At 61.9% G+C, this 7503-nt stretch carries 7 protein-coding genes; 4 read left to right on the forward strand and 3 right to left on the reverse strand.

Features of this window, described 5'->3' with window-relative positions; all coding sequences use genetic code 11:
• Positions 1-92 precede the first annotated feature (92 nt).
• On the forward strand, positions 93-1439 hold the full coding sequence (locus PQR40_RS36830; RefSeq protein ID WP_408238485.1) for an ABC transporter ATP-binding protein: 1347 nt from the start codon (positions 93-95) through the stop codon (positions 1437-1439).
• Between the two features lie 60 nt (positions 1440-1499).
• On the opposite strand, the gene PQR40_RS36835 is transcribed toward PQR40_RS36830, so the two are convergent.
• From PQR40_RS36835 to PQR40_RS36845, 3 genes are all read right to left on the reverse strand, one after another.
• Positions 1500-1988, reverse strand: a complete 489-nt coding sequence (locus tag PQR40_RS36835) for a hypothetical protein (RefSeq protein ID WP_408511098.1) — start codon at positions 1986-1988, stop codon at positions 1500-1502.
• Positions 1989-2116: 128 nt separating this feature from the next.
• A complete protein-coding gene (locus PQR40_RS36840) occupies positions 2117-2704 on the reverse strand; it encodes a hypothetical protein (protein ID WP_408392901.1) in 588 nt (195 codons plus the stop codon).
• Positions 2705-3078: 374 nt separating this feature from the next.
• Positions 3079-4140, reverse strand: a complete 1062-nt coding sequence (locus PQR40_RS36845; protein WP_408511097.1) for a sigma-54 interaction domain-containing protein — start codon at positions 4138-4140, stop codon at positions 3079-3081.
• A gap of 376 nt (positions 4141-4516) precedes the next feature.
• Between PQR40_RS36845 and PQR40_RS36850 the strand changes: the two genes are divergently transcribed.
• From PQR40_RS36850 to PQR40_RS36860, 3 genes are all read left to right on the forward strand, one after another.
• A complete protein-coding gene (locus tag PQR40_RS36850) occupies positions 4517-4834 on the forward strand; it encodes an ElaB/YgaM/YqjD family protein (RefSeq protein ID WP_408238494.1) in 318 nt (105 codons plus the stop codon).
• Positions 4835-4882: 48 nt separating this feature from the next.
• Entirely contained in the window at positions 4883-5161 is a 279-nt protein-coding gene (locus PQR40_RS36855; protein WP_408238497.1) for a hypothetical protein, read from the forward strand.
• 317 nt (positions 5162-5478) lie between these two features.
• Complete coding sequence (locus PQR40_RS36860) at positions 5479-6879, forward strand: sigma-54-dependent transcriptional regulator (protein ID WP_408238500.1); 1401 nt, start codon at positions 5479-5481, stop codon at positions 6877-6879.
• Positions 6880-7503: the final 624 nt, after the last annotated feature.

Below are 7503 nucleotides of genomic sequence, written 5' to 3' on the forward strand. Positions count from 1 at the left end.
CCCGAGTGGGTAATCCCCCAAGAGGACTTCCTGCGGAGCGGAAAACCTGGGGGCGGCCCGGCGTTTTCTTGAGAGAATAAAGGCTAAACGCGATGCAAAATCCTAAAGCTGCTATGACCGCCGCGCCGATCCAGACCCCGCCGAAGCCACCGCGCCTCGGCGAAGAGATCTTGCGCGTCAAGGACGTGTGCCGCGGGTTTAACAAGTCGCAGGGCGAGTTGCTCGTCCTCGACGACGCGAATCTGTCGTTGCGCGAAGGCGAGATTGTCGGTTTGCTGGGCCGTTCGGGCTCGGGCAAGTCGACGCTGTTGCGCATCATCGCCGGTCTGATTGAGCCGACCGACGGCGAAGTCACGTATATGGGCAAGCCGCTCGACGGCCCGGCCAGGGGCGTGGCAATGGTGTTCCAGACCTTCGCGCTGTTCCCGTGGCTGACCGTGCTGCAAAACGTGGAAGCGGGTCTCGAAGCGCAGGGTGTCGGCGCGAGCGAGCGGCGCACACGCGCACTTGCGGCGATCGACCTGATCGGTCTCGACGGCTTCGAAAACGCTTATCCGCGCGAGTTGTCGGGTGGCATGCGTCAGCGCGTCGGCTTTGCACGCGCGCTGGTGGTCGACCCCACGCTGCTGCTGATGGACGAACCGTTCTCGGCGCTCGACGTGTTGACCGCTGAAACGCTGCGTACCGATTTGCTCGACTTGTGGACGCAAGGCCGCATGCCGATCAAGGCGGTGCTGATCGTCACGCACAACATCGAGGAAGCGGTGTTCATGTGCGACCGGATTCTGGTGTTGTCGTCCAATCCGGGGCGCGTGATCGCCGAGATCAAGGTGCCGTTCAAGCATCCGCGTAACCGCCTCGACCCGGCGTTCCGTCGTCTGGTCGACGAGATCTACGCGAAGATGACCGCGCGTCAGACCGACGAAAAGACCAAGAAGGGGCTGGAGCTGCACAGCTGGCTGCCGCATGTGTCGACTAACCTGATGGCCGGTCTGATCGAAACACTGGCCGCTGCGCCGTACCATGGCCGCGCGGACATGCCGGAAATCGCCCGTTCGTTGCATCTGGAGGTGGACGATCTGTTCCCGGTCGCCGAAGTGCTGCAGCATCTGGGGTTCGCCGACGTGCGTGAAGGTGATATTTTCCTGACGCCGCCGGCGCGCGTGTTCTCTGAATTCGGCACCCAGGAACGCAAGATGATGTTCGCCGAGCATCTGCTGCGCCATGTGCCGCTCGCCGCACGAATCAAGAAGGTGTTGAACGAACGGCCGGGGCATCGCGCGCCGCGCGTACGCTTCGAACAGGAGCTCGAGGATTTTCTGTCGGACAGCGCCGCGGAAGAGACGCTCGACGCAGTGATCAACTGGGGCCGTTATGGCGAGATCTTCTCGTACAACGACCAGACGGAAATTTTCAGTCTGGAAGACGTGGAGTCTTAAACCCGCGGTTGGCCAAGACGGCTTCAGGCAAAAAGCGGCAGGGGAGACCCTGCCGCTTTTTTATTGCAGATTGCCCCAGCGCTCGACCGCCGGTTCCGCCGACGCCCACTTCCAGCCCTTGTCCTGCTGGCACGCGCTCGCCGTGTACCAGGCTTCATGCGCGTTCGGGCCGTCGCCGTCCTGTACCGAGAACACGAAATCCTTGCACAGCGCGAGCGCCGAGCCGAACGCGCGCGTCACGCGCACCTGGCCGTGGCCGTTCTCGATCGGCAGCGTGTGCTTGACCGCCCAGGGCCGCGTCTCGCCGACTGGCATAGCACCCGCCAACGCGGCGATCATGTTCTGCTGATCGGTGTGCATGTTGCGCATGTAGCGGCCGATGGCTTCGTCGGTCGCGGCCTGCACGGCGATACCGACGCCGATGCCGACTGCCGGGTTGGACGTCACCAGGCCCGACGCGACACCGGCGGCAGCGCCGCTCGCCGCGCCGACCGACGAGCAACCGCTTGTCAGCAGACTGGCGCCGATGCAGATCACACCGGCCAGCATGAGCCGTAGCCGGTTGCCGGCAAGCGCTGCCGCAGACGTGCGGGGGACCAGGGCGGCACGCGCACCATCGGCGAGGCGTCGCCCGGACAGCGTGCGTTCATTCCGGGGCCGTGGAGGTGACAGCGCCCTCATTGCAGCGCGCCCCAGCGTTCGGTAGCGGGCTCGGCCGACGCCCATTTCCAGTTGTCGCCGTCACGGCAGATCGACGCGACGTAGAACGCGCTGCTTGCCGGCACATTCTTGGTAGCGGTCTGATCGACCGAGAAGACGATTTCCTTGCAGTCGAGCGCGCCGGCGCTGATCGTGCGGCTAACGGTGACGCGGCCGTGTTCGTCATCTTCGATCGGCACCGAGTGCGTCACGCTCCAGGGGGCGATCGCGCCGACTTCGAGCGGCCCGGCGATTTTGGCGATACCGTCCTGCGTATTCGTGTGCACCACGCGCTCCGAGTACTGCACGCCGGCGCGCGCCGCGGCCAGCGCGCCGAGACCGATGCCGGTGGCGACCGCCGCATTGCTAGTGACCTTGGCCGCGAGCGCGGCGCCTGCGATACCGGCGCCGGCGGTGGCACCTTCCGAATAGAGCGAGCTACAGCCGCTCAATGTCGACGTGATCGCCACGGCCAACGCGACGAGTACCGTTGCACCGGGACGCCCGCATTTAGCCGCGTTGTTTGTTTGCTTTGCCCATTTGGCCCACACCATACTTTTTTGCATTTCCCTGTCTCTGCTCCTGCTACTGCCTTTCGGTCACGCGACGCCAAGTGCGTAAACGAGCGGCACGTCTTTCTCATTGCTGCACGATGCGCTGCCGCATTTTGCAGGATGCCATTTGTAATTGGCAGAGGGAAAGTGCAAGCAATTGCAAAAGATGATGCGAGTCAAATCGGTTTCTGCTGAGCAGCGGCCAATTTGATTGGTGGTGCGAATGGATTAATTATGAGATGACGGGTGTGCAGAAAAGGGCAATTCAGCACATAGGGAATGCAAAAGAGGCGTACAAGAGGGGTGCAAAAGGAAGGGCAAAAAATAGGTGGCGAGCGCGAAAAAAAAGGCTCACGCGAACGCGCCGCATGAGTGCCTGGCACGGCTTACTGCTCGTTTTCTTCTTCAGCGCCTTCGTCGCCGCCGTACACGCTCAAGCGGTTATACAGCGTTTTCAGGCTCACGCCGAGCGCTTTGGCCGCGCGCCGCTTGTCGCCGCCGCAATACTTGAGCGTGCCGAGAATGATCTGCTTTTGCGCATCGGCGAGCGGGGTGCCGATCCACACGCTCATTGCGTCGCCTTGGGTCACAGGCTTTTTCACGCGCGATGCGAGATGTGGATGCGGCAGCTCGACTGTTTTCTCCGCGAGAATGAACGCGCGATACACCGCGTTCTTCAATTCGCGTACGTTGCCGGGCCACGACCAGGTTCGCAGTGTTTCGATCGACCGTTTGCTGAAGCTCTTGCTCGCGGCTTCCTGCTGATTTAGCAAGGCGAGGAAGTGTTGCGCAAGGAGTTCGCGATCGCTCTCACGCTCCCGCAGCGGCGGCGCGCGCAACGGGAAAACCGCAAGCCGGTACATCAGGTCTTCACGCAAACCGTTTTCCTTCACGGCTACCGCGGGGTCGCGATTAGTTGCCGCGATCACGCGCACGTCACCGCGAATCAGTTCGTTACCGCCGACCCGAAAAAACGTGCCGGTCTCAAGCGCGCGCAAGAGCTTGACCTGGCGTACCGGCGCCATTTCAGTGATTTCGTCGAGGAATAGCGTGCCGCCGTTCGCATGTTCGAAGTAGCCGACGCGGCCCTGGACCGCACCGGTGAAGCTGCCTTTTTCGTGGCCGAACAATTCGGCTTCGATGAGTTCGTCGGGAATCGCGCCGCAGTTCACGGCGACAAACGGCGCGTCCTTGCGGCTGCTCTGATCGTGAATCGTGCGGGCAATCAGTTCCTTGCCGGTGCCGGATTCGCCGATGATCAGCGCGGTCGCGTCAGTGCTGGCGACGCGTTCAATCTGTTCGTACAGATCGAGCATCACCGGCGATGAGCCATACAGCAGCCCGTACGATTTCAGTCCCGCGATGCCGTCCGCGACGCGCTGCTTCGCCTGTGCCGAAGCATTGCCGCCGGCGGTGACGGTGGGCGAGTCCAGATCGATTGACGCCATAAACGGGGAGTCCTGTGCAAATGGGGTTCGGTGTTGCGGCGCGCAGGCCTTGGAGCAAGAGGGACCCATGCGGGCACTATCTCACAGAAATTCGATTTAACCACTTTGGCGCGGCTTCGGGCAATCCATGTGACGGACGGCGAAATAGGCCGGCGCGGGGTCGGTCGAAAGTGCCTTAGCCCGTGCCAGCCTCGAATGAAGGCGGCAAATTTACCGGGCACGACGTTTGCGCAATCCATCCGACACGCGAGTGCTTTATGAGCGGCTCCGTTCAAAGCGCGCCGGCGGCAGGCGCGGTTTGTCGATTGATCGCGACGCGCCGGAAATAACGCGCGCACAACGCGCAAAACGCCGAATTCAGACATAGGAGTGAATGATGACTGACACCACGCAACAGCTTGCACTCGGCGGCCAGAAGATTGTCGAGGATCTGAGGGTGCTGCTGACGGACTCGGAAGAGATGCTGCGGCTTGCCGCCAACGTACCGGGTGAGGGCGTCGACGCACTGCGCGGCCGGCTCGGGGCGCATGTCGAAACGCTGCAAACGGCGCTCGGCGATGCGCAACAGAACGCGCAGCGCCGCTACCGGGTCGCGACAGTCAATACCGAACGCTACGTGCGGCACAACCCGTGGCGCTCGATCGGTATTGCCGCGGGCGCCGGCTTCCTGCTTGGCGTTCTGAGCGCGCGCTAACGCGCAATGCTCGACGCCGATTCGTTTGACGATAACAAGGAGTTCGCGATGGGACGACCCAAAATTGGCATCTTTGGCGCGCTGATGGCCCTCGGCGGCTTTCTGGCTTTGCGCTACGTGCAGCGAAACCGTGCCGCGCAGGTTCCGGCGGCGCGTGAACTAAGCCGCTGGGAAGGCGAGGGCGGCACGGTGGCGACGCCGCCTACGCCGGCCGGTAGCGTGAGCGCGGCGAGTGCCGGCCCGTCGACTCCAGACACCGCGCACGGCGCAAATGGCTCGACGCATCCGAACGGAAAAGAAGGTGCGTGGCCGTTCCCGCGCAGTTGAGGACTACGGTTGAGGACCTTTGGGTGCGCTGTATCGCCGGGGTAACGCTCCGCCAAGTAGCGTCCTCCCGCACATTACAGATTTGTCTCGCTAAAGCCGTATAATAGGTAAATAGACAACAATGTCGCACGTTGTGGCGCGGTTTCGCCGTCGATTGTTGCGATATTGAATCAAGTCGAAGGCTCGGCGCTGTCGCGAAATGTTAGCGTGTGCTCACATCTGGGCGCATACGCGGCGCAACGACCAGTGGCCGGCCGGCTGTCCAGCATACGGTTTTAAATGTTCCCCCATTCACGCTTTCGGGCTCTCGAGACGCGATGCCACACGTACTGATTGTCGATGACGATGCCGGTACCCGCGAGGCGCTTGCCGCCATCATCGGGGAAGACGGTCTGACTACCGCCACTGCGGGCGATTTGCGCGAAGCGCGCATTCAACTGGTCCGGCAGATGCCGGACGTGGTCTTCACCGACCTGAAGCTGCCTGACGGCAGCGGGGTCGATCTGTTTGAAGATCTCGATCCGCGCTCCGGCGTGGAGGTGATCGTAATTACCGGTCACGCCACGGTGGAGTCGGCGGTCAACGCGCTGAAGATGGGCGCCACCGACTACCTGGTGAAGCCGATCAACATGCAGCGCGTGAAGGCGATCCTGTCGCGCCTGCCGCGCGCCGGCGACCTGAAAGCGGAAATCGGCACCTTGCGCGGTGAGTTGCGCCGCATGGGCCGTTTTGGTTTGATGCTTGGCAATTCGCCCGCCATGCAGGAGGTCTACGACCAGATCGGCCGCGTTGCGCCGACGGCGGCCTCGGTCATGCTGGTAGGCGAGTCGGGCACCGGCAAGGAAGTCGCCGCCCAGACGCTGCATCAACTCAGCTTGCGCCGCAAGCATGCCTTCCTCGCGGTGAACTGCGGCGCGATCTCGCCGAACCTGATCGAATCGGAAATGTTCGGCCACGAGCGCGGTTCGTTCACCGGCGCGGACCGTCAGCACAAAGGCTATTTCGAGCGCGCGAATGGCGGCACGCTGTTCCTCGACGAAATCACCGAAATGCCGATCGAGTTGCAGGTGAAACTGCTGCGCGTACTGGAAACCGGCATGTTCATGCGGGTCGGTACGACCAAGGAAATCGAAACGGACGTGCGCCTGATCGCGGCGACCAACCGCGATCCTGAGCAGGCGGTGCTGGAAGGCAAGTTGCGGCTGGACTTGTACCACCGTCTGAACGTGTTTCCGATCAGTCTGCCACCGCTGCGCGACCGGGGTAAGGACGTCGAACTGCTCGCGCAAGCGTTCCTCGACGACCTCAATGAGCGTCACAGTACGAAGAAGCATTTCCCGCCCGCGGTGAAGGAAATGCTGATGTCGTATCCGTGGCCGGGCAATGTGCGTGAACTGAAGAACTACGTGCAGCGCGCGCACATCATGTCGGGTACGGATTCGGACAGTACGGCGACGGTGCCGCTGCAGATCACGTTGTCGAAGCCCGCGACCGGCACGGCAATCACGATTCCGTTTGGCACCTCGCTTGCCGAAGCGGACCGTCAGTTGATTCTGGCTACGCTCGAGCAATGTGGTGGCGTGAAGACGCGCGCTGCTGAGATTCTTGGTATTAGTCTGAAGACGCTTTATAACCGTCTCGTTGAGTACGGCAACGATGCGCGTGATGACGGTGATGCTGCTGATGAATCGCGGGCTTTGGGGGGGGCGGATGCCTGAAGGTGGGGTTTTTTGCCGTTGGGGATGGGGTTGATTGCCTACGGTGTTGGTCTTTTGCCTGGGTTTTTGCCTGCTCGGCGTTTGTTTGGCTGTTGGCCTGTGGCGTTGGCCTTTCCTTGAATTCTTAGTGGTCTATTAGTGCTCGCCCCTGTGCGGGGCAGGCACTTACTTTCTTTGCCGCCGCAAAGAAAGATAAGCAAAGAAAGCGGCTCACCCCGCTAATTCTTAAGCGGGTCCCCCGCACAGTGGCGGTAGTGGTGCATCTGGAATCTGTGCCCTCGCACATTCTGCCTTGGTGACAAGGCCGTCATACTTCCGGCGGCGCTGCGCGCGTCGAAGGGTACTTCATTGAACCGTGCGCCGTTTTTTCGCTCAGCAGTACTTCACAAAGCCGCCCGCGGTATTCGACGCACCTCCAAATGAAGCGGTATTCGATGCACCTTCAAACGAAGCCATGGGTTTGCATGATGAACCCTGCCGGCGAGCACGCAGTGCGAGGCGGGAAGCATGACTGCCTTGTCGCCATGGCTGAATGTGCGAGAACACGGACTCCAGATGTACCACTACCGCAACTGCGCGGGGGACCCGCTTAAGAATTAGCGGGGTGAGCCGCTTTCTCTTGCT

It is taken from the genome of Paraburkholderia sediminicola, from assembly GCF_046026855.1.
GTDB lineage: Bacteria > Pseudomonadota > Gammaproteobacteria > Burkholderiales > Burkholderiaceae > Paraburkholderia > Paraburkholderia sediminicola_A.